General features: G+C 64.7%; 19 protein-coding genes. 10 read left to right on the top strand and 9 right to left on the bottom strand.

The window, feature by feature from the left end; genetic code table 11:
• The first annotated feature begins 1 nt into the window (after nt 1).
• Nucleotides 2-763, top strand: a complete 762-nt coding sequence (locus H7J73_RS10345; RefSeq protein ID WP_264067269.1) for an enoyl-CoA hydratase/isomerase family protein — start codon at nt 2-4, stop codon at nt 761-763.
• Between the two features lie 52 nt (nt 764-815).
• Here H7J73_RS10345 and H7J73_RS10340 read toward each other — a convergent pair whose 3' ends face one another.
• Nucleotides 816-1,580 (bottom strand): SDR family NAD(P)-dependent oxidoreductase, encoded by a 765-nt coding sequence (locus H7J73_RS10340; RefSeq protein ID WP_264067257.1) that lies wholly within the window; start codon nt 1,578-1,580, stop codon nt 816-818.
• Between the two features lie 110 nt (nt 1,581-1,690).
• Here H7J73_RS10340 and meaB point away from each other — a divergent pair, with 110 nt between their 5' ends.
• On the top strand, nt 1,691-2,587 hold the full coding sequence (meaB, locus tag H7J73_RS10335) for a methylmalonyl Co-A mutase-associated GTPase MeaB (protein WP_264067256.1): 897 nt from the start codon (nt 1,691-1,693) through the stop codon (nt 2,585-2,587).
• On the opposite strand, the gene H7J73_RS10330 is transcribed toward meaB, so the two are convergent.
• A complete protein-coding gene (locus H7J73_RS10330) occupies nt 2,568-3,647 on the bottom strand; it encodes an NAD(P)H-dependent amine dehydrogenase family protein (RefSeq protein ID WP_264067255.1) in 1,080 nt (359 codons plus the stop codon). The two genes, meaB and H7J73_RS10330, sit on opposite strands and share 20 nt — an antisense overlap.
• 216 nt (nt 3,648-3,863) lie before the next feature.
• Complete coding sequence (locus tag H7J73_RS10325; RefSeq protein ID WP_264067254.1) at nt 3,864-4,517, bottom strand: TetR/AcrR family transcriptional regulator; 654 nt, start codon at nt 4,515-4,517, stop codon at nt 3,864-3,866.
• Nucleotides 4,518-4,708: 191 nt separating this feature from the next.
• On the opposite strand from H7J73_RS10325, the gene H7J73_RS10320 reads away from it, so the two are divergent.
• Nucleotides 4,709-5,713, top strand: coding sequence for an acyl-CoA dehydrogenase family protein (locus H7J73_RS10320; protein WP_264067253.1), 1,005 nt, complete (start codon nt 4,709-4,711; stop codon nt 5,711-5,713).
• Nucleotides 5,714-5,726: 13 nt separating this feature from the next.
• Entirely contained in the window at nt 5,727-6,911 is a 1,185-nt protein-coding gene (locus H7J73_RS10315; RefSeq protein WP_264067252.1) for an acyl-CoA dehydrogenase family protein, read from the top strand.
• Here H7J73_RS10315 and H7J73_RS10310 read toward each other — a convergent pair.
• From H7J73_RS10310 to H7J73_RS10285, 6 genes are read right to left on the bottom strand one after another with little or no spacing between them, the layout of a single operon-like run.
• A complete protein-coding gene (locus tag H7J73_RS10310; RefSeq protein ID WP_264067268.1) occupies nt 6,908-7,732 on the bottom strand; it encodes an acyl-CoA dehydrogenase family protein in 825 nt (274 codons plus the stop codon). The two genes, H7J73_RS10315 and H7J73_RS10310, sit on opposite strands and share 4 nt — an antisense overlap.
• Before the next feature lie 14 nt (nt 7,733-7,746).
• Nucleotides 7,747-8,877: an acyl-CoA dehydrogenase family protein gene (locus tag H7J73_RS10305; protein WP_264067251.1), complete on the bottom strand. Its 1,131-nt coding sequence runs from the start codon at nt 8,875-8,877 to the stop codon at nt 7,747-7,749.
• On the bottom strand, nt 8,874-9,317 hold the full coding sequence (locus tag H7J73_RS10300) for a nuclear transport factor 2 family protein (protein WP_264067250.1): 444 nt from the start codon (nt 9,315-9,317) through the stop codon (nt 8,874-8,876). Before H7J73_RS10300 ends, H7J73_RS10305 begins: the two co-directional genes overlap by 4 nt.
• Nucleotides 9,301-10,527 (bottom strand): metal-dependent hydrolase family protein, encoded by a 1,227-nt coding sequence (locus H7J73_RS10295; protein ID WP_264067249.1) that lies wholly within the window; start codon nt 10,525-10,527, stop codon nt 9,301-9,303. The genes H7J73_RS10300 and H7J73_RS10295 overlap by 17 nt, the downstream gene beginning before the upstream one ends.
• 2 nt (nt 10,528-10,529) lie before the next feature.
• The gene (locus H7J73_RS10290; RefSeq protein WP_264067248.1) at nt 10,530-10,859 is read right to left on the bottom strand and encodes a hypothetical protein; all 330 of its coding nucleotides are present in this window, start codon (nt 10,857-10,859) and stop codon (nt 10,530-10,532) included.
• Nucleotides 10,852-12,207 (bottom strand): aromatic ring-hydroxylating oxygenase subunit alpha, encoded by a 1,356-nt coding sequence (locus H7J73_RS10285; protein ID WP_264067247.1) that lies wholly within the window; start codon nt 12,205-12,207, stop codon nt 10,852-10,854. The genes H7J73_RS10290 and H7J73_RS10285 overlap by 8 nt, the downstream gene beginning before the upstream one ends.
• 392 nt (nt 12,208-12,599) lie before the next feature.
• Between H7J73_RS10285 and H7J73_RS10280 the strand changes: the two genes are divergently transcribed.
• Genes H7J73_RS10280 through H7J73_RS10255 form a run of 6 tightly spaced genes read left to right on the top strand, consistent with a single transcriptional unit; the run spans nt 12,600 to nt 19,464 of the window.
• Complete coding sequence (locus H7J73_RS10280) at nt 12,600-13,892, top strand: amidohydrolase family protein (RefSeq protein ID WP_264067246.1); 1,293 nt, start codon at nt 12,600-12,602, stop codon at nt 13,890-13,892.
• A gap of 24 nt (nt 13,893-13,916) precedes the next feature.
• Nucleotides 13,917-15,107 (top strand): acyl-CoA dehydrogenase family protein, encoded by a 1,191-nt coding sequence (locus tag H7J73_RS10275; RefSeq protein WP_264067245.1) that lies wholly within the window; start codon nt 13,917-13,919, stop codon nt 15,105-15,107.
• Entirely contained in the window at nt 15,104-16,336 is a 1,233-nt protein-coding gene (locus tag H7J73_RS10270; protein WP_264067267.1) for a CaiB/BaiF CoA transferase family protein, read from the top strand. The genes H7J73_RS10275 and H7J73_RS10270 overlap by 4 nt, the downstream gene beginning before the upstream one ends.
• Complete coding sequence (locus H7J73_RS10265; protein ID WP_264067244.1) at nt 16,333-17,130, top strand: enoyl-CoA hydratase/isomerase family protein; 798 nt, start codon at nt 16,333-16,335, stop codon at nt 17,128-17,130. Before H7J73_RS10270 ends, H7J73_RS10265 begins: the two co-directional genes overlap by 4 nt.
• 19 nt (nt 17,131-17,149) lie before the next feature.
• Nucleotides 17,150-18,298: a thiolase family protein gene (locus H7J73_RS10260; protein ID WP_264067242.1), complete on the top strand. Its 1,149-nt coding sequence runs from the start codon at nt 17,150-17,152 to the stop codon at nt 18,296-18,298.
• A gap of 17 nt (nt 18,299-18,315) precedes the next feature.
• Nucleotides 18,316-19,464 (top strand): acyl-CoA dehydrogenase family protein, encoded by a 1,149-nt coding sequence (locus tag H7J73_RS10255; RefSeq protein WP_264067241.1) that lies wholly within the window; start codon nt 18,316-18,318, stop codon nt 19,462-19,464.
• Nucleotides 19,465-19,499: the final 35 nt, after the last annotated feature.

The following is a 19,499-nucleotide window of genomic DNA, read 5'->3' as shown; positions in this document are numbered from 1 at the left end:
GATGTATGACATGCCGGCGGAGATCGACGTCACGGCCGACGGCCCGCTGCGCATCATCACTCTCAACCGGCCCGACGAGCTCAACGCGGTTAACGACGCCTTGCATGTCGGGTTGGCCAGGATATGGGGCGAGATCAGCGAGGACGCCGGGGCGCGCGCCGCGGTGATCACCGGTGCAGGCCGGGCGTTTTCGGCCGGCGGTGACTTCAGCTACCTCAACGAGCTACGTGGTGATGAGGCCTTGCGCGTCAAGACCATCAAGCATGGCCGCGACCTGGTGATCGGCATGGTGCGGTGTCGCGTCCCCGTGATCGCGGCGGTCAACGGTCCCGCCGTCGGGCTCGGCTGCAGTCTGGCGGCGCTGAGCGACATCGTCTACATGGCGGAGACAGCGTTCTTCGCCGACCCGCACGTGCAGATCGGTCTGGTCGCCGCCGACGGCGGGCCGCTGGTGTGGCCGTCGCAGATCAGCATGTTGCAGGCCAAGGAGTTTGCGTTGACCGGCGTGCGGATCAAGGCTCAGCGGGCAGTGGAACTCGGCTTGGCCAACCATGTCGTCGTCGACCCGCTGGCCGAAGCGATCGTCTGCGCCAAGAAGATCCTGGAGTTGCCACAGCAGGCCGTCGAGAGCACCAAGCGGCTGATGAACATTCAGCTGGAGAAGTCGGTGCTCGCTTCGCTGGACTACGCCAACCTGGCCGAGTACGTGTCCTTCGGTACGGCCGATTTCAACAAGATCGTCGACGGGCTCGTTTCCAAGTGATTTCGGCGTGTTCGCGACCGCTCACTGGTCGGGAACACGCCGAAATCACAGGCTATTTGGGTGGGAAGCGTAGGCCGCCGTCGAGCCGGATGACTTCACCGTTGAGGTAGTCGTTCTCGATGATCGACGCGGCCAGTTGACCGTATTCGGTAGAGCGGCCCATCCGTTTCGGAAACGGCACCTGCGCGCCCCAGTACTGCTCCAACTGGTCGGCAGCCTTGCCGTAGGCGGGGGTGTTGACGGTGCCTGGGGCGATGGTGACCACCCGGATGCCCAGTGGTGAGAGGTCGCGTGCCGCCACCAGCGTCATGCCGATCACTCCGCCTTTGGCTGCCGAATAGGGCACCTGGCCGATCTGGCCCTCGTAGCCCGCGATGGACGCGGTGTTGATGATGACGCCGCGGCCACCCTCGTCCTGCAGCTCCTGCCTGGCGATCGCCGCTGCAGCCAGCCGCATCACGTTGAACACGGCGGTCAGGTAGAACGTGATGGTCGTCTTGAAACCCTCGAGGTCGAGCGGTGCCCCGTCCTTGCCGACCAACCGGCCGCCACTTGCCGGGCCGCCGTGGGTGTCCACCGAAATGCGCAGGGGGCCAAGCGATTCCGCCTCGGCGATGGCCGCGTTGACGCTGTCTTCGCTGGTTGCGTCGGTACGGACGTAGCGTACTCCCAACTCGGCTTCCAGGGCTCGGCCTTTGTCGTCGGCCATATCGGCGACCACGATCTTCGCGCCCGCGCCGTGCAACCGCCGCACGGTGGCCTCGCCGAGCCCGCCGGCCCCGCCGACGACGATCGCGGAATTGCCACTGATCTGCATTCTGTTTCCCTTCTTGCAACTACCGCTCTCAAGCTGAGAGAATACTATTCTCTCGCGCCACCTGCAGACTGCACTGAGGGAAGACCGGACGGGGATGATCGACGCTCACGATGACCGATGACATCGCCGAACTCATCACCGCCGCGCGCAACGGCTCCGCGCGGGCGGCCGGCCGATTGCTGAGCCTGGTCGAAAGCTCGCGCCGCAGCGACGTGCTGTCCCATGTCGGCCCGACGGACGTGCAGGTGATCGGCGTGACGGGTCCACCGGGCGCAGGCAAGTCGACGACGGTGGCGGTGCTGGTGTCTGCTTACCGCAGGCGTGGCTTACGGGTGGCGGTGCTCGCCGTCGACCCGTCGTCGCCGTACAGCGGGGGCGCATTGCTCGGTGACCGCATCAGGATGGCCGCCCATATCGACGACCCCGATGTGTTGATCCGATCAGTGGCCAGCCGGGGGCACCTCGGCGGACTGGCGGCGGCCGTACCCGCGGCGATCCGGTTGCTCGCCGCCATCTCCTACGACCTCGTCGTCATCGAGACGGTCGGAGTCGGCCAGTCCGAAATCGAGATCGCCGCTGTCGCCGACCCGACGATCGTCATCCTCAATCCCGGCGCCGGCGATGCCATCCAGGCAGCCAAGGCAGGTCTGCTCGAAGTCGCCGATCTGGTGATCGTGAACAAAGCCGACCGCGAGGGCGCGGACCAGACAGTGCGCGATCTGCGGGCGGAGACGTCCGCGCCGATCCTCAAACTCGTTGCCGCCCAAGGTGATGGTGTGGAGGAGGTGGTCGAAGCCATCGCCGCACATCGCCGCTCTGATACTCCGGCCCGTCGGGCGGCACGGGCGCGGGCCCAGATTCTGTCGCTGGCCCAGAGCCGGCTAGCGCGCCATCCCGATCTCGACCGGCTCGCCGCCACCGTCGCCGAGGGGTACAGCGACGCCTACGGTGCGGCCGAGCTGCTACTCGGGTATCGGGTCGATCCGGTCAGCCCAGCGCCGCGATGAACTGAGGCAGGTCCGCGGTGGTGCGGATGCCCGGCGGTGCCGCGCACACCGCCGCCACCGCGTTCACCGCCCGGTTGGCGGTGTACGCCGGGGAGATCTCGGCCATCCGGTCCAGGGGGATCGGCATCCGCAGATCGACCTCAAGAGGCGCGTCGCCGGCCACCGAAATATGCCATCCGGTTTCGTGCAGATCCCACTCCTGTTCGAGCTCAGTGGTGCAGTACCAGCTGGCGCGGAATCGGACCAGGGGTTGCCCAGCTCGCATACCGGTCACACTGATCCGTTGGGCGGCAATAGTTCCGGCGGGGAGGGTGCCCGCGGCGATCTCGACCGTGCGGCTGGCGGTACCGGCTTCGCCCGTGGACTCCAGCGCATCGACCGGCAGGCCGAGGGCGTCGGCGAGGTGCATCAGCGACGGCCCGAAGCTGGCCTGCAGATACGCCACCCGGTAAGCGGCGAACTCCCCAGGCGGCTGGCCGAAACCCATCAGATCGAAAAGGAGCTCAGGAGAAGGGCGTCGGGATAGATCGGCGTACTCGTCGATGGTCAGGGAATCCAGACGCCGTTGGATCGACGTCAGGGCCAGAGGAATCGCTTCGCTGATGAAGCCCGGGCTGCTGCCGGTGCTGTGAATGGATGTCCCACCGAGCCGGCACGCATCCTCCACCGTCCTGCGGACGTCGGGGTCCATCGACGCCGGATGGTGGAACTGTCCGGTGGTGGTCACGACATTGCTTCCCGCAGAGAGCAATCGGCCCACCTCGTCCATGTTGCAGCCGCTGGGCATATAGAGAATGCAGTCGGCGTCGAGGTCGACGATCTCATCGATCTCCCGCGTCGCGGTCACCCCGGTGGTGCCCAGCCCGCAGAAGTCGCCAGCATCGACACCGGCTTTGTCCGCGCCGTGAACGTAGACGCCCACGAGGCTCAGTCCGGGATGTTCGATGACCGCGCGTAGCGCCCGGCTGCCGATGGTGCCGGTGGCCCACTGCACCACGCGAAGCGGTCTGGTGCCGCCGGTGTTCTCGACGGTGTTGGACGGCAGGGGATATGACCTCACCGGTGACCCTTTCGAGGGGTGGATCTGGTCAGTTGTGGAACCGGACCAGGGCCTCCTGAGGGCAGGAAGCGATCGAGGCGGGTAGCCCCGTGACCGGCCGCCGATCGGCCGTGGGTAACCGGACTTTGGTCCAGGCAGGACAGCAGATCGGTCCAGAGACCCGGCATTCTCTGAGTGTAAGCGAAGTTCTTGCCGAGTGAGAATGAAATTCTCCGGCTAGTTGGCGGCGAATCCCTGGGCGCAGAAGGTCCACACTTCATCGGCGCTGATCGGATGTATGACGTCTTCGTCAGTCGGCGTGCTCGACTGTGCGGTGAACATCACAGTCTGCATTGTCATGGCCGCCATGCGCTTCGGATTGACCCCTTGACGCAGGCATCCCGCGGCGTGCGCGGCCTCCATGAGTTCGGCGAACAGCGCGATGACGGGGGCGTGGGCTACCCGGACTTCGGTTGGATGCGAAATCAGCAACTGCGGCGCGAAGTCCGTGAACAACGGGCGCTTGGCAGTCGGGTCCGGCCGGGATAGCTCGAATAGCAACTCAATTGCGACTTTCAAGCGCTCAAGGGGATCTGTCTGTCCTTCGACCGCAGCCCGGATTTGATCCGCGGCACGACTCAGTGCGTCTTCGAACAAGGCGAGCAGCAGCTCATGCTTACCGTCGAATTGAAGGTAGAAACTGCGCAGCGATTGTCGGGAACGATCGACGACCTCTTGCACCGTGAAGTCGGTACTGCCCTTTTCGGTGATGATCGCCTGGGCTGCATCGAGGAACCGCTGCACCCGCTGGCCGGCACGCAGCTTCGCGGTCTTGATCGACCGCTCGACTGCACGCTGCTTCCATGCGGGTTCTTCGCTCGGACTGCTCACCGGCGTTCCGATTCACGGCTGGCCGAAATGCCCGCAGGGGGAAGAGACATGCGAGAACTGTACCGGAGATGGGAGCGACATTTGGTCTCCAGGCCTCTCCTGACGGGTAGTTTTTGAGATCAGTACTACCATTCTGCGAGAATGCTATTCTCCAGTAGCGTAGAACAGGCCTGAAAACATGAGGTGGCTGCATGCTGTTAGAGCTCGATTCCGATCAGCGGTTGTGGCGTGATACGGCGCGCGACGCCGCTGCCAAGGAATGTCCGGCATCACTGGTCCGCGGTGTCGCCGAGGGTGAGGTGGATCCGGCACCGTTGTGGCGCACCTACGTCGAGATGGGCTGGACCGAGCTGGCTGAACCGTCTGAAGCGGTTGAGCTCGGCATCCTTCTCGAGGAGCTCGGTCGAGCTACCGATCCGACGCCGTTCCTGGCCACCATGACGCAGTTCACTCCGTTGGCGCCCGGGCATCCCGATCCGGGTCTGGCTGGATCAGCCGTGTACGACGGCGTGACCGCGGCACGTGTCGGCGCGGGCTGGGTGCTCGACGGCACCGCCCGCCACGTCCTAGACGGCGACCGCGCCGACAGGTTCGCGGTGGTGACACCCGCGGGAGTTTTCATTGTTGGCTCCGAACAGGTTTCGGCCCGCCGGGTGTCCGTCTTCGATCCGGTGCTGCATATCGCGGAGGTGACGTTCGCCGGGGTTGTCGTCGGTCACCAGGACCGGGTCACCGGCGCGGATCCGCAGCGCGCGTACGACGTCGCGCTGACCGGGATGGCGCTGACCATGGTGGGCGCCTGCCAGCGGGTGCTGGATTTGGTGCTCGAGCACGTCAAGGGTCGCCAACAGTTCGGAGTGGCGATCGGCTCCTTCCAGGCCGTGCAGCACAAGGCCGCCGATATGCATATCGCCATCGAACGGGCCAGGGCGCTGTCGTACTTCGCCGCGCTGACCATCGCCGCCGACGATCCGCGGCGGCGGCTGGCGGCGGCGATGGCGAAGGCCGCTGCCGGGGAGTGTCAGTCGCTGGTCTTTCGCCACGGTGTCCAGCTCTTCGGTGCCATGGGTTTCACCTGGGAGAACGACGTCCAGTTCGCGCTGAAGCGGGCGAAGGCGGGCGAGTTGCTCCTCGGTGGCGCAGCGCATCACCGCGCGTTGATCGCCGAGCAGTCGCTGGCCGACAGCCGCGCATAGTGAGGAGGATTCGGTGCAGTTGACGTTCGACGCCGATATCGAGGCATTCCGCGCGGAGTTCGTGGCGTTCCTCGACGAGCATCTGCCCGACCCCGGTGTCGCGGTCGAGCGGTCCCGGTCCACCGCACATGTCCCGGACTGGGCACGGCAATGGCAGCGACTGCAGTTCGACCACGGCTGGTTGTTGCCCGGCAATCCGCCGGAGTTCGGCGGCCGCAACGCGACGATCCTGCAGCAGTTCGTCCACCTCGAAGAGCTCTCGAAACGCAGGATCTATCAGAGCTACAACCCGCAGGGGCTCGGCATCATCGCCGCGTCGCTGCTGTCCTTCGGCACCGAGGAGCAGAAGCACCGCTGGGCGGTGCCGATCCTGCGGGCCGAGATGACCGCCGCGCTCGGGATGAGCGAACCCGGCGCCGGTTCTGATCTGGCGTCGTTGCGCACGACCGCGGTCCTCACGTCATCTCCGGGCGGTGACCACTTCGTCGTCAACGGTCAGAAAGTCTGGACCTCCGGAGCCCATGACGCCGATCTCATCCTGGCCTTCGTCCGCACCGATCCGCATGCGCCCAAGCACAAGGGGATCAGCGTGCTGGTGATCCCCACCGCGACGGAGGGTGTGGTGTGCCGGCCCTTCGCCTCCATCTGTGACCGCGACGATCTCGATTTCAACGAGGTCTTCTTCGCCGACGTGCGCGTGCCAGCCGAGAACTTGATCGGACCGCTCAATGGTGGCTGGGGAGTGGCCAACGGTTCACTCGGTCACGAGCGGACGTTGCTGTGGCTGATGTTCGCCGACCGGCTCGACGACCTGGTGGCCGATTTCCGGCCGGACGGGCCGCTGGAGCGCGACCAGTACGCGACGCTGCTGATGGACGCCCGCGCGCTACGCCTGCTCGGCTCGGCGGCGCTGGCCCGCGAAGCTCGCGGCGAGCAGGATGTCCCGTCACTGTCGATCTTGAAACTGCTTGGTGCCGAGGCGGTTCAGGCCGCCAGCGAGCACGCGCTGACCGCCGAGGGGATCGACGGTCTGCACCACCCGGCGCTGACGGCAGCCCACGCGCCGTTCGGCGAGGATGCGACATCGGTCAGCTGGTTCGAGCGGTATGCCCGCAGTTTCGGCGGCACCATCGCGGGCGGCACCTCGGAGATCCAGCGGTCGATCATCGCCCAACGGGTGCTCGGCCTACCGCGTTAGAGCTGAGCCAACCTCGGCGTCGAGCCGCGGGCCCGCAGACCGGCGCCGGCCTTTTTCGTGAGTTCCCGTGAGCTGCCCAGCAATTTGTCGAGGACCAGGACGCGCTGGACGTGGTGATGCAAGGGGTGCTCGGCAGTGAAGCCGATACCGGCGAGCACCTGCTGGCAGTGTTTGGCCGCGGTCAGCGCGGCCTTGCCCGAAGCGGCCTTGGCCAGTAGCGCAGTCAGGTCGTTGTTCGCCGCGCCGGGCAGACTCAGCGTCGCCTCCGCACCTTCGATGGCCACCAGCGTCTCGGCCAGCTTGTGCCGGACTGACTGGAACCCCGCGATCGGACGGCCGAACTGGACCCGGTCCAGCGCGTGCTGACGGGCCAAGGCGAGCATCGCACGCGAGCTACCGACAAGCCACCAGCCCAGAGCGCGACGAGCCTCGGCCAACCGGAGCAGCTCACCTTCATCCACCCGCCGCAGTGGCAGGCCGCCGAGGACACGGAGCTCCGTGGAATCCTCAAGCAGCCACTCCGCCGCTTGATCCTCGGGGGCTCGTTCCCAGATCACCTGGACTCCGCCGGCGTAGGGCAGCACCGGAATCCCGCCCGTCGGGCGGCGCGATGACCGGAGCACGACATCATTGAGGATCGAAGCGTGCGAACCTGTTTCGCCGAGGAGTCGGAAGACCAGCGGAATCGCCACCTCGGGCATATCCGAGAGCATCTCCGTCCAGCCCATGTCGGCCAGTGCCGCATCCAGCTCGGCGCCCGATACCGACGACATCGTCTTGCGCAGGCTGTCTTCGAGCAAAGCCAGTGACTTCGTATCCATCTGGGCGTCCACGGTCACTCCTTCCCGAGGTCCAATAGACGGCGGGAGATGATGTTGCGCTGCACTTCGGCGGTTCCTCCGTAGATGCTGGCTGCCCGCGAGTACAGGAACTCGGTGCGCCATGGGGTGTCGTCGAGTTCGACGGCGCCCGGCAACAGATCCCGGACGATGTCGTAGAGCTGCTGTTCGGCACCGGCCAGCAGTACCTTGTCGATGGAGGTGTCCGGCCCCAGTTTCTGGCCGTCGGCCAGCCGCAGCTGGGTGGCCCTGGACCGGCAACGCAACGTGTGCAACGCCAGATACGCGGCTCCCAGATCCGCGTCCGCAGCCGGCCCCAGTTCGGCCTTGACTTCGTCTATCAGTGCGTCAAGTCGTGAATACAGGTAGGCGATGCGCTGCCAGAAGCAGGTCGACCGTTCATACGGCAGCAGATCCATCGCCAGCTGCCAACCGTCGCCGACGTTCCCGAGCATGCGGTCGGCCGGCACTTCGACATCATCGAAGTACACCTCGCAGAATTCGTCGACCCCGTGCATCGTGCGCAACGGCGAGACGGTGATCCCGGGGGTGTCCAGATCGACGAAGAACGCGGTGATCGACTCGTGGTTCGGGGTTCCGGGTGCTCCGGTGCGGGTCAGCAACACACAGCGGGACGCGTACTGTGCGAAGCTGGTCCACACCTTCTGGCCGGTGACCACCCAGGTGTTCGCGGCGCGTTGGGTGGCACGGGTGGTCAGCGACGCGAGATCGCTGCCGGAGCCGGGTTCGGAGAACCCCTGGCACCAGGTTTCCTTTCCCGACAACAACTTTGGCACCATCTCGGCCGCGAGCTCGGGACGCGCGTAGTCGATGATCGTCGGGGTCAGCACCTCGAGCATCGAATAGGGTCCGGGTTCGTCGAGCCGACGACCGACGACCTCCTCGCCCACGATCGCCCGCAGGATCATCGGTCCGCCCAGGCCGCCGGCCGATTCTGGCCAGCCCCAACGCATCCAGCCGGCGTCATATAGTGCCCGCAGTACGCGGGAGTGCTGGACCTGGTGCGCATCCAGTGAATGGTCTCCCGGCGGGGGAGTCAGGTCGTGCTCGTCGAGCCAGGCCACCAACTTCGAGCGGAACTCCTCGACGAACAGTCGCTCGGTCATGCGCTCGGACGCCCGATCGCGTGCGGGCGGCCGTGGTCGTGGTCGCCGCTACGTCGGATGAACGTCATCGCCCGGGTCTTCAGTCGCCAGCCATCGGGGGTGCGCAGATAGGTGTCGCGGTAATAGCCGATGCGCATATCGTGCTGGGAGTGCTCGATAAAGCACAGAGGTTGGGTGCCGCCGGCCTGATCGGGATCGGCGTCGTCGAGGTCGATCAGTGCTGTGCCCGTCATGAATAGCCCCTTGGGGGCGGCGTCCACCAGCACCGGGAAGCGTTCCAGTGCATAGGTTTCCCCGAACGCGCTGTAGGTGCCGTCGGGAGTGAAGACCGACACCAGGCCTTCGACGTCGCCCTGGGTGATGGTGACGGCATACTTTGCGAGGAGCTGCTGGATCTCGACGAGATCCTCGGTGCGGGTGGGCTTACTTGGTGCTGTCATTTCGGAAGACCTTGCCTCCTTTCATTACAAAACCTACGTTCTGCGTAACGGTAATGTCCACCAGTGGGTCGCCCGGCACCGCGATGACATCCGCGAGCTGGCCGACGGCGAGTCGACCGCGGTCGGTGACGTTGATCAGATCGGCGGCCACGATGGTCGCCGCCCGCAGTACCGCCAGCGGCGGCATGCCCCATTCGACCAGGGTGACGAGTTCGTCGGCGTTCTTGCCGTGGGGGATCGCCGGCGCATCGGTGCCGACGGCGATCTTCACCCCGGCCTCGTAGGCCGCCCGGATCGACGTCTCGGCCTTGGGGAACATCTCGGCTGCCTTGTCCTGCAGAGCTTTCGGTGCTCTCGAGACGTCCATTGCCTGAGCCAGTCGGCGGGTGGTGACCAAGAACCGGTCGTTGTCCACCAGCATCTGGATGGCTTCGTCGTCCATCAGGAAGCCGTGCTCGATGCAGTCGATACCGCACATCACGGCGTGTTTGACCGCTTCGGCGCCGTGGGTGTGGGCGGCCACCCGCATGCCACGGCGGTGTGCCTCGTCGACGATCGCTCGCAGCTCCTCGTCCGAATAGTGTTGGGCACCAGCCTCTCCGGTGAGCGACATGACGCCACCGGAAACGCAGACCTTGATCAGCTGGGCGCCATGCTTGATCTGGTAGCGCACCGCCTTGCGGATCTCGTCGACGCCGTTGGCGATGCCCTCCTCCACCGTGAGCTCCAACGCGCCGGGCATGAAGCCGGCGAACATCGTCGGGTCCAGGTGTCCACCGGTCGGGGTGATCGCATGCCCGGCAGGCACGATGCGCGGTCCGTCGATCCAGCCCGCATCGATCGCCTTGCCCAGAGCGACGTCGAGCAGATAGCCGCCCGTCTTGACGAACAAACCGAGGTTTCGGACGGTCGTGAACCCCGCCCGCAGCGTGCGGCGGGCATTGCCCACCGCACGCAGCACCCGGGTCGGCGGATCGTCCTGCACCTGGGACAGGCCGGGATTCTCGCCCCGCCCACCCATCAGCAGGTTGACTTCCATGTCCATCAGCCCGGGCAGCAGGATCTGCTCGCCGAGATCGATGACTTCCGCGCCTTCGGGTGCGTCGCCACCAACGGCGACGATCCGGTCGCCGTCGATTGTGAGGATGCCGGGACGGACGATTTCGCCGCTGTCGATATCCAGCAGACCCGCCGCTTTGAGGGTCAGCACGGTCAGACCACCGGCTCCTTGATGAGTTGGATATACGCGGCGCCGCTGTCGAGCACGCGGGGCTGCTTCCACACCTCTACCGGGAACGACACCATGACAATCGACTGTCCCAGATGGACAAGCGCTTTGGCATCCTCCGGCATCCCTTTGAGTGGGAAGCGCGCATCGACGTAGACCATGATGTCCTCGAGTCGTGCCATGCCGGCGTCGTACAGTTCCTGCATCTCGGCCATGGTGGAGTTGAGGCGTTTGGAGTAGCGCTCTTCCTCGGTGGGCAGGCACCAGTCGGCGAACCGCTCCAGATCGGCGAATTCTTGCGGCAACCTAGACATTCACTGCATCCTTCTCGATATCTTTGGTTTCGGCGCCCGCGACAGGCGTGCCATGTGCGGCAGATCCATTGGCGTTCTTGCTTTCCTGGTACCGATCCACGTACTCGTGGGCGGTCATGTGCAGGTGGCGCAGCAGGATCTCTTGATCGCACAGTGGGAAGTCGGTGACCACCCGGGTGCCGATCTGTGTCTGGGTGGCCTCCAGGGTGTTCGCGTCCTGGAAGGCGTACTCCTTGAACGTCACGGCGGCGAGTTCTTGGGAGAGCCGTTCGCGCAGGTTCTTCGGCGGAACGAAGTACAGGTCGGCCTCGAAGATGTGCTTGTCGACGGCGGTCGGCCAGTAGTTGTAGGTCAGGTACCAGCCCGGTGCCCAGAACAACAGGGTGAAGTTCGGGAAGAACTCGAACGAGTCTGTGCCCCAGGTCTTGTGGCGGCCTGGGTTGATGGCCGGCGGCAGCTCGTCGGGCAGGATGCCCTTGATGTCCGGCCGATCCCACGGACCGAACAGACCGCTGTGCAGAATGCGCTCGATGGGTTTGACCATGTTGAGGTCCTTCGGTGGTGACATCCCGCCCCACGACGACACCATAGAATGCTGATCCTTGATGTCGTAGGCGAGCGCCTCGAAGCCGAACGAGGCCAGCTTCTCGGCCTCCTCCTTCTCCGCCTGCTTCATGTGCAGGATCGGTGCGTGGTAGAACTCGGTGAAAGCGTCGATGAACAGCTTCCAGTTGGCGTTGATCTCCGAGCGGTAGCTGTAGTGCTCGGTCATCTCGTGGAACGGGTAACCCTGCAGGCCCTTACCGAAATCCCCCAGGTAGTCCTCAAGTGACTCGGCGCTGTTGTCGAAGTTGATGAAGATGAAGCCTTCCCAGACCTCGCAGCGCACCGGAACCAGGCCGTACTGCGACTTGTCGAGGTCGAAGAACTCACCCTCCTGCTGCACGAAGGTAAGGTCGCCGTCGAGCCCGTAGCGCCAGGCGTGGTACTTGCAGACGAACTGGCGGCAGCTGCCCGAGACCTCTTCGCCGGGATAGTCGTTCCACACCAGCTTGTTCCCGCGGTGCCGGCACAGGTTGTAGAAGGCGCGGACTTTTTCTTCTTTGTCCTTGACGATGATCACCGACGTACCGGCCCCGACCGATGGCATCTCGCGGGTGAAGTAACTGCCCTTCTTGGGCAGCTGCTCCACGCGACCGACTTTCAGCCAGGTCTTCTTGAAGATGGCCTGCTGCTCCAGCTTGTAGTGCTCGGGGTCGATCGAGTCGTTGTAGTTGACCGGGGCGGTGCCGAGTTCGGGCCAATGCTCGGTCCAGCTGCCCTCAGCGGGTTTGGGAAAAAATGCCATCGGTCTACCTTTCGTCCTGAACGGGGGAGAGGCGCCGCCGGCGAGCTGGGCATCTGACCGGGGGCCTCTCACTGTTGAGAATCATATTCTCATATCCGGATAACAGATTTTCATGAAGTGGCCGTTTGGTCAACGTCTCAGCTGAAGAAAGTGAGCTCGTGCCGGAGCGCCGATTGGCGCCTCATCGGCGGCTTTCGGTGGATGTGGCGCATAGGGGGACTCTCCGGACGTTGATTCTCTCCTTGCGAGAAGCTAGTTTTCTAGATGGGAGAACGTATCCGGTAGGTGGCCTGGTGGGTTGGTCTTGGCGCCGGGTGCGCGAGTCCCGGTCATACCCCGACGCCAGCGGACCAGCGACCAGCACGCCGGAAGCGCGATAGGAAGGCACGGCAATGAACAAAGACGACATGATTTTGATCAGCGTCGATGATCACATCATCGAACCGCCGGATATGTTCGCCAATCATCTGCCGGCGAAGTACGCCGACGAGGCGCCGCGGCTGGTCCACAACGTGGATGGTTCGGACACTTGGCAGTTCCGGGACACGGTCATCCCCAACGTCGCACTCAACGCCGTGGCGGGCCGGCCGAAAGAGGAGTACGGCCTAGAACCTCAGGGCTTGGATGAGATCCGCAAGGGTTGTTACGACGCTGCGGAGCGGGTCAAGGATATGAATGCCGGCGGAGTCCTGGCGACGATGAATTTTCCGTCGTTTCCTGGTTTCGCGGCGCGGCTGTTCGCCACCGAGGACGCCGATTTCTCGCTGGCGTTGGTGCAGGCTTACAACGATTGGCATATCGACGAGTGGTGTGGGGCGCATCCGGGCCGTTTCATCCCGATGGCGGTCCCGGTGATCTGGGATGCCGACCTGTGTGCGGCCGAGGTCCGGCGGGTGTCGGCCAAGGGGGTGCATTCGTTGACGTTCACCGAGAATCCGGCCGCGCTGGGCTATCCCAGCTTTCATGACGATTACTGGACGCCGTTGTGGGAAGCCCTGGTGGAAACCGAGACGGTGATGAACGTGCACATCGGGTCCTCAGGACGGCTGAGCATCCCGGCACCGGATTCGCCGATGGATGTGATGATCACGTTGCAGCCGATGAACATCGTTCAGGCCGCGGCGGATCTGCTGTGGTCGGCGCCGATCAAGAAGTACCCCACCCTCAAGATTGCCTTGAGTGAGGGCGGGACGGGCTGGATTCCCTACTTTCTGGAGCGCGTGGACCGGACGTACGACATGCATTCGACCTGGACCCATCAGGACTTCGGCGGGAAACTTCCCAGCGAGGTGTTCCGCGAGCATTTCATGACGTGTTTCATCTCCGATCCGGTCGGGGTGAAGCTGCGTCACGAGATCGGGGTGGACAACATCTGCTGGGAAATGGACTATCCGCACAGTGATTCGATGTGGCCCGGCGCGCCCGAAGAGCTCGATACGGTGTTCAAGTCCTACGACGTCGCCGATGACGAGATCAACAAGATGACCCACGAGAACGCGATGAAGCTCTACCACTTCGAGCCGTTCATTCATATCCCGAAGGAGCAGGCCACCGTCGGCGCGCTGCGCCGGGCCGCCGCGGGGCACGACGTCTCCATCCAAGCCCTGAGCCACGACCGCACCGGCGAGAAGGTCAGCTTCGCCGACTTCCAGGCCAGTGCCAAGGAGATCTCGGGCGCGAAGTGATTCGCACCGCGTGAAAGGGAATGTATGTCTAGCGGAATGAGTTTCGAGCTCACCGAGGATCAGCAACTGATCCGCAAAGGGGTGGCCGAACTGGCGTCGAAGTTCGATGACCACTACTGGATGGAAAAGGACCTCAACCACGAGTTCCCGCAGGAGTTCTACGACGCCATAGCCAAGGGCGGGTGGCTCGGCATGACCATTCCCGAGCAGTACGGTGGCCACGGGCTGGGCATCACCGAGGCCACGATCCTGTCCGAGGAGGTGGCGCGCTCCGGTGGGGCGATGAATGCCGCCAGCGCGATCCACCTGTCCATCTTCGGGATGCAGCCGGTGGTGGTGTACGGGTCCGAGGAGATGAAGAAGGCGACCCTGCCGCGCATCGTCAACGGCGACCTGCATGTCTGCTTCGGCGTCACCGAACCCGGTGCCGGCCTTGATACTTCGCGGATCACCACCTTCGCCAAGCGCAGTCATGACCATAAAGGTGACCACTATGTGGTGAACGGCAGGAAAGTCTGGATCTCCAAGGCGCTGGAATCCGAGAAGATCCTGCTGCTGACCCGCACCACGCCGTATGACGAAGTCACCAAGAAGACCGACGGTCTGACGCTGTTCCTGACCGACCTCGACCGCGACCACGTTGAGATCCGCCCGATCAAGAAGATGGGCCGCAACGCTGTCTCCTCCAATGAGCTGTTCATCGACGACCTGCGGATACCGGTCGAGGATCGAATCGGTGATGAGGGCAAGGGCTTCCAGTACATCCTGCATGGACTCAATCCAGAGCGGATGCTGATCGCGGCCGAGGCACTCGGAATCGGCCGCGTCGCACTCGACCGGGCGGTAAAGTACGCCAACGAACGGGTAGTTTTCGACCGGCCGATCGGGATGAACCAGGGCATTCAGTTCCCGCTGGCAGACTCCCTGGCTCGCCTCGACGCCGCCGAGTTGATCCTGCGCAAAGCCACTTGGCTCTACGACAACGGCAAGCCGTGCGGGAGGGAAGCGAATATGGCCAAATACCTCTGCGCCGACGCAGGATTCGCCGCGGCGGACCGAGCTCTGCAGACCCATGGCGGCATGGGCTACTCGGAGGAGTACAACATCTCACGCTACTTCCGGGAGTCCCGCCTGATGAAGATCGCACCGGTGAGCCAGGAGATGATTCTGAACTTCCTCGGCTCGCATGTGCTCGGCCTGCCCAGGAGCTACTGACGGTGAATTCTGCGCCGCTGGCCGGTATCACGATCGTCGCGATGGAACAGGCGGTGTCGGCGCCGATGTGCACCCGCGTCCTCGCTGATTTCGGCGCCCGGGTCATCAAGGTCGAGAACCCCAAGGGCGGCGATTTCGCGCGTGATTACGACGACGTCGTCAACGGACCGGGTGGCCTTGCGGCGCACTTCGTCTGGGCCAATCGTGGCAAGGAATCGGTCACCCTCGACCTGAAATCGCCCGAGGGAGTGGAGATTCTGCATCGCCTGCTGGAGAGGGCCGATGTTCTGGTGTCCAATCTCGCACCGGGTGCCGCCGCACGGCTGGGCATCGGACCTGCCGACCTCGCAGTGCGCCATCCCGACGTCATCCCGGTCGAGATCGACGGTTACGGACCCGGTGGCCCGATTTCCCACAAACGGGCGTACGACCTGCTGATCCAGGCCGAATCCGGGGCGTGCGCGGTGACCGGGTTTCCCGGCATGCCTGCCAAAGCCGGTCCGCCCGTCGCCGATATCACCACCGGTCTGTATGCGGCGCTGTCGATCATGGCCTTGTTGATCGCCCGTCCGCACAAGGGGGCCCGCGCCGGCGCGACTGCCGCTCCGGCGGTGGCGGTCAGCCTGTTCGACACGATGACCGACATCATGGGCTACCAGCTGACCTACGCGCAGCACTCCGGTGTCGACCAGCAGCCATTGGGGATGAGCTCGCCTGCGGTCGCGCCCTACAGTGCCTACCCGACCGGGGATGGGCAGACCGTAGTACTCGGAACGACCAACGACCGCGAGTGGCAGCGCCTGGCCAATGACATCATCGGGCGGCCCGATCTGGCGCAGGACCCGCGGTTCGCCACCAACGCCGACCGGGTTGCCAACCGGGACGTGCTCAATGACGCGATCGGATCATGGTGTGCCCAGCACGATCTCGCCTACATCCAGAAGACGGCCGATGAGGCGGGGATCGGGAACTCGCGCTATAACCTACCCAGCGAAGTGGTCGCCCATCCGCAGCTGGCCGCGCGCGACCGCTGGCGCCAGGTCGACACGCCGAAGGGAGAGATCTCGGCGCTGCTGCCGCCACCGGTGATCTCCGGGTACGAGCCGGCGATGGGCGCGGTGCCGGGACTGGGTGAACACACCGACGCCGTCCTTGCCGAACTGGGTTACGGTCGCGCGGCCATCGCCGCCCTGCATGCGCACGGTGCGGTCGGACCGCTGTACCGGTGAGCGAACGCCAGATACTCCTGACGCAGGATCGCGACGGGGTGCGCACCCTGACCCTGAACCGGCCGCTGCGCAAGAACGCCCTGTCCCCGCAACTATGGGTCGAGCTGCGCGATGCGTTGCGGGCGATCACCGATGATGACAGCGTGCGGGTGCTGGTCATCACCGGTGCCGGCGGAGCCTTCTGTTCGGGGGCCGATGTCTCGGTGCCCGAAGATGTGCACCCCAATCGCAAGCTGCGCAGGCTGACCGACGTTGCATTGGCACTCGACGAATTGCCGATCCCGACGATCGCCAAGGTTACCGGCGTGGCTGTGGGTGCCGGCTGGAATCTGGCCCTGGGGTGCGACTTCGTGGTCGCGACACCCGATTCGACGTTCAGCCAGATCTTCGCCAAGCGTGGCTTGTCGGTCGATCTCGGTGGGTCGTGGCTACTGCCCAGGCTCGTCGGTATGCAACAGGCCAACCGGTTGGTGATGCTTGCCGAGACCATCGACGCCGGCGAGGCGCACTCAATGGGCCTGGTGACCTGGGTTCAGTCGGCTGAGGAGATCGACCACTTCGTGCAGGATCTTGGCGACCGGTTGGCTGCCGGGCCACCGGTGGCGACGGCGCATAGCAAGGCACTGCTCAAAGCGGGCGCGAACAGCACGTTGGCGGAGGCACTGGCCAATGAGGCACGTGCCCAGCCGGGCAACTTCGCCACCGTCGACTCCGCCGAGGCGTATGCGGCGTTCGCCGAAAAGCGCGAAGCCTCGTTCACCGGAAAATGGGCTGTACCGCAACGTAAATCGTAGCGAGAACAGGAGAACAGTAATGCGGGAAACGGTCATCGTCGAGGCGGTGCGGACTGCAGTCGGTAAGCGGAACGGCGGTTTGTCAGCCATGCATGCCGCGGACCTGTCGGGCATCGTGCTCGAGGAGTTGCGGCAGCGCACCGGTATCGACCCCGGCATCGTCGACGATGTCGTCTGGGGGTGCGTGTCGCAGGTCGGCGACCAGTCCAGCAATATCGGGCGTTACTCGGTGCTCGCCGCGGGCTGGCCCGAGAGCATTCCCGGCACCACTGTCAACCGGGCGTGCGGATCATCGCAGCAGGCACTGGATTTCGCGGTCCAAGCGGTGATGTCCGGCCAGCAGGAGGTCGTCGTCGCCGGCGGAGTCGAGGTGATGAGCCGGGTCCCGCTCGGCGCGGCGCGCTCCACCGGGATACCGTACGGACCCAAAGCGCTTGCTCGCTATGACGGTTTCTCGTTCAACCAGGGCATCTCCGCGGAGATGATCGCGCAGAAATGGGGATTCACCCGCGCCGGCCTCGACGAATATTCGGCGCGCTCACACGAACTCGCTGCCAATGCGCAGGACAGTGGTGCCTTCGAGGCACAGATCGTCGCGGTCACCCCCGATGGCGCCCAGCCCGTGCTCACAGACGAAGGCATCCGCCGCGGTACCACCACGGAGAAGCTTGGCGGACTCAAACCGGCCTTCGCCGAGGACGGAATGATTCACGCGGGCAACTCATCACAGATTTCCGACGGTGCGGCGGCACTGCTGGTGATGACTGCCGACCGCGCCCGTGATCTCGGACTGACGTCGCTGGCCCGCTATGTGGCAGGCGCGGTCACCGGGGCCGATCCGGTGCTGATGCTGACCGGACCCATCCCGGCCACCGAGAAGGTGTTACGCAAGGCCGGACTCGGCATCGATGAGGTGGGTGTCTTCGAGGTCAACGAGGCGTTCGCACCCGTTCCGATGGCCTGGTTGGCCGAAACCGGCGCCGATGCCGACCGCCTCAATCCGCTTGGTGGAGCCATCGCACTTGGCCATCCACTCGGCGCCTCGGGGGCGGTGCTGATGACGAGGATGATTCATCACATGCGCGACAACGGGATTCGCTACGGGCTGCAGACCATGTGCGAGGGCGGCGGCACAGCCAATGCCACCGTGGTCGAACTCCTTCAGTAGCAGGAGGGGAAAGCACCATGCGTCGAGACCTGTTCACCGAGGACCATGAGGCGTTCCGTGGGCTGGCCCGCACCTTCGTCGAGAAGGAAGTGGTGCCGCACTATCCCGAGTGGGAGAAGGGCGGTCGGCTGCCTCGCGATGTGTTCAAGCAGATGGGTGAGCTCGGGATGCTCGGGATGGCCATCCCCGAGGAGTACGGCGGCGCGGGAATGCCCGACTACCGCTACAACGTCGTCCTGCAGGAAGAAGCGGCACGGGCGCTGGTCACCCTCTCGACGGTGCGCACCCAACTCGAGGTGATCCTGCCGTACTTCCTGCACTATGCGAATGACGAACAGCGGCAACGGTGGTTCCCGGGCCTGGCCGCGGGCACGCTGCTGACCGCGGTCGCGATGACGGAGCCGGGCACGGGTTCAGATCTGGCCGGGATGCGCACGACGGCGGTGCGCGCCGGTGACCATTGGATTGTCAACGGCGCCAAGACCTTTATCACCGGCGGTATGCAAGCCGATCTGGTGGTTGTCGTCGCCCGTACGACAACCGATCCGGACAACCGGCGCAAGGGGCTGACCCTGTTCGTCGTCGAGGATGGCATGGCGGGGTTCACCCGCGGCCGCGAGCTGGAAAAAATGGGCTGCAAGGTGCAGGACACCGCCGAGCTGTCCTTCGTCGATGTCCGCGTTCCCGCCGCCAACATGCTGGGGGAGGAGGGCGAGGCGTTCGGCTATCTGGGGCACAACCTGCCGCAGGAACGCCTCACTGTCGCGGTCGGATCGGTGGCACAGGCGCGCTCGGCGATCGGTGCGGCGATCGACTACACCAAGGACCGCACAGTGTTCGGTTCCACGGTGGCGGCTTTTCAGAACACCAAATTCGAACTCGCGGCGTGCTCGACGGAGGTCGAAGCCGCGCAGGCGATGCTGGACCGGGCGGTGAGTCTGCACGTCGAGGGCGAGTTGTCCGGTGCGGACGCCGCTCGGGTGAAGCTGTTCTGCACCGAGATGCAGGCCAGGGTGATCGACCGGTGTCTGCAGCTCTTCGGCGGCTACGGCTACATGACGGAGTATCCGATCGCCCGCCTGTACACCGACGCCAGGGTGGCCAGAATCTATGCCGGTACCAGCGAAGTCATGAAGGTCATCATCGCCAAATCGCTGGGCTTGTGAGCTGAAACCGTCGACACCGGACGCCTGTGGCAATT

The sequence above is a fragment of the Mycolicibacterium komossense genome (genome assembly GCF_025822605.1).
Taxonomy (GTDB): Bacteria; Actinomycetota; Actinomycetes; order Mycobacteriales; family Mycobacteriaceae; genus Mycobacterium; species Mycobacterium komossense.
This window is presented reverse-complemented; position numbering and strand designations above follow the sequence as displayed.

Bases quoted from the DNA above. Each gene is read 5' to 3' on its own strand.
- H7J73_RS10345 (WP_264067269.1), top strand. From the start codon at position 2: ATGTATGACATGCCGGCGGAGATCGACGTCACGGCCGACGGCCCGCTG.
- H7J73_RS10340 (WP_264067257.1), bottom strand. From the start codon at position 1,580: ATGCAGATCAGTGGCAATTCCGCGATCGTCGTCGGCGGGGCCGGCGGG.
- meaB (WP_264067256.1), top strand. From the start codon at position 1,691: ATGACCGATGACATCGCCGAACTCATCACCGCCGCGCGCAACGGCTCC.
- H7J73_RS10320 (WP_264067253.1), top strand. From the start codon at position 4,709: ATGCTGTTAGAGCTCGATTCCGATCAGCGGTTGTGGCGTGATACGGCG.
- H7J73_RS10310 (WP_264067268.1), bottom strand. From the start codon at position 7,732: ATGGATACGAAGTCACTGGCTTTGCTCGAAGACAGCCTGCGCAAGACG.
- H7J73_RS10305 (WP_264067251.1), bottom strand. From the start codon at position 8,877: ATGACCGAGCGACTGTTCGTCGAGGAGTTCCGCTCGAAGTTGGTGGCC.
- H7J73_RS10300 (WP_264067250.1), bottom strand. From the start codon at position 9,317: ATGACAGCACCAAGTAAGCCCACCCGCACCGAGGATCTCGTCGAGATC.
- H7J73_RS10290 (WP_264067248.1), bottom strand. From the start codon at position 10,859: ATGTCTAGGTTGCCGCAAGAATTCGCCGATCTGGAGCGGTTCGCCGAC.
- H7J73_RS10285 (WP_264067247.1), bottom strand. From the start codon at position 12,207: ATGGCATTTTTTCCCAAACCCGCTGAGGGCAGCTGGACCGAGCATTGG.
- H7J73_RS10280 (WP_264067246.1), top strand. From the start codon at position 12,600: ATGAACAAAGACGACATGATTTTGATCAGCGTCGATGATCACATCATC.
- H7J73_RS10275 (WP_264067245.1), top strand. From the start codon at position 13,917: ATGTCTAGCGGAATGAGTTTCGAGCTCACCGAGGATCAGCAACTGATC.
- H7J73_RS10260 (WP_264067242.1), top strand. From the start codon at position 17,150: ATGCGGGAAACGGTCATCGTCGAGGCGGTGCGGACTGCAGTCGGTAAG.
- H7J73_RS10255 (WP_264067241.1), top strand. From the start codon at position 18,316: ATGCGTCGAGACCTGTTCACCGAGGACCATGAGGCGTTCCGTGGGCTG.